Source organism: Bacillus sp. FSL W8-1202, assembly GCF_038006165.1.
Taxonomy (GTDB): Bacteria; Bacillota; Bacilli; order Bacillales; family Bacillaceae; genus Bacillus; species Bacillus subtilis.
In genome coordinates this window covers 1-1,096 of the sequence record NZ_JBBOUR010000008.1, presented here as the reverse complement: position 1 = coordinate 1,096, position 1,096 = coordinate 1, and the positions used below count along the sequence as shown (strand labels likewise).

At 45.3% G+C, this 1,096-nt stretch carries 3 protein-coding genes and 1 pseudogene; all 4 read right to left on the bottom strand.

Translation table 11 applies throughout. From position 1 onward, the window contains the following. On the bottom strand, positions 1-361 hold a 361-nt coding region (locus tag NSQ09_RS23030; RefSeq protein WP_341032883.1), incomplete at its 3' end, for a DUF1064 domain-containing protein. Then, positions 348-773, bottom strand: a complete 426-nt coding sequence (locus tag NSQ09_RS23025; RefSeq protein ID WP_069703706.1) for a hypothetical protein — start codon at positions 771-773, stop codon at positions 348-350. The genes NSQ09_RS23025 and NSQ09_RS23030, both read right to left, overlap by 14 nt. A gap of 95 nt (positions 774-868) precedes the next feature. Next, positions 869-970, bottom strand: a complete 102-nt coding sequence (locus NSQ09_RS23020) for a hypothetical protein (protein WP_052470572.1) — start codon at positions 968-970, stop codon at positions 869-871. A 32-nt stretch (positions 971-1,002) separates the two neighbouring features. Then, positions 1,003-1,096: pseudogene (locus NSQ09_RS23015) on the bottom strand (ATP-binding protein); the annotation flags it as partial.

The following is a 1,096-nucleotide window of genomic DNA, read 5'->3' as shown; positions in this document are numbered from 1 at the left end:
GCTCGATGAAGCCGAGTGACTTATCCAGAGCCAGCACCTTGAGTGGCGTATCATAAAGCCGCTCATACAGCTTGCGCTTGATGGCGAATTCCTTTGTTTCTACGCCCTTGATGTCAATGATCTCGATGCTGCCGTCCAAGTTATGAACCTCAAAGTCTGCAATATATTCAATCTTCCGAAAAGTTTTTCCGTTTTTTTTGAATGCTTCTTGTAGCAGGAACCGCGGCTGCAGCTTAAAATCTTTGATCTGCTTGCTCACCTTGAGCCACTTCAGCTGCTCATAGTATTTGGCTTCGGCCCGGCTATCGAACGTGATGCCGTCTACCTGTGTTTTTCTTGCGCCGTATTTATTTGCTGGCATGTGATGCCTCCGTCCATTCATCAAAACTGTAGGCGTAATCAACGCTTTCAATGAAACCGATCTCCTTCGCTTTCTGACGGATTTTCATACATCCTTCATAGCTGTAAGCCCATATTTCTTTATAATCCCTCAGTTCGCCGCATTTCCCTGTTATGATGAACTTTCTAAAGCTGTTGACCAATTGCCACATATTGCCCCCATGCGAAAAGCCGTTTGGACTCCCGTATCCCATTTCATACGGATAAACGTCATCACCCGTGTAATCATCAACGAAGAACAGTTTTTTCTTAAACTTGAAATACGCTATACGATCCTTTGACTTGCGGTAAAATGTCCGATGATCAATGCTTGCAATAAGCTTTATCAGATCATTAATATCGTTCATGCGTTTTATTTGCTCTGCACTTGGCATTATTCTGCTACCTCCCGTCATTCTCTTCCCATTGCTGAATCTGCTTTTCTTTTGCTGGCGCCGTGATTATAATGGCCGGCAGCAGAATCACCGCTTTAAGCACTCCGCATCAGCTCCATTTGCCTGATCTTTTCCTCAAGCACCCGGATAGCCGGTGTGAGGTCCTTGCCGCCCTTTTGTTCAGCAGGCCCGAACATGTAAATGCCGCTGTTGCCGTTCGTATTCTCGTTCAATCCCAATCACCCAATCTATGATTTAATTCCATTCGGTTTCCCTGAATGATCACCGTGTAATACTTGCACATCTGGTAAATCCGTGACCCC

Bases quoted from the DNA above. Each gene is read 5' to 3' on its own strand.
- NSQ09_RS23025 (WP_069703706.1), bottom strand. From the start codon at position 773: ATGCCAAGTGCAGAGCAAATAAAACGCATGAACGATATTAATGATCTG.
- NSQ09_RS23020 (WP_052470572.1), bottom strand. From the start codon at position 970: ATGTTCGGGCCTGCTGAACAAAAGGGCGGCAAGGACCTCACACCGGCT.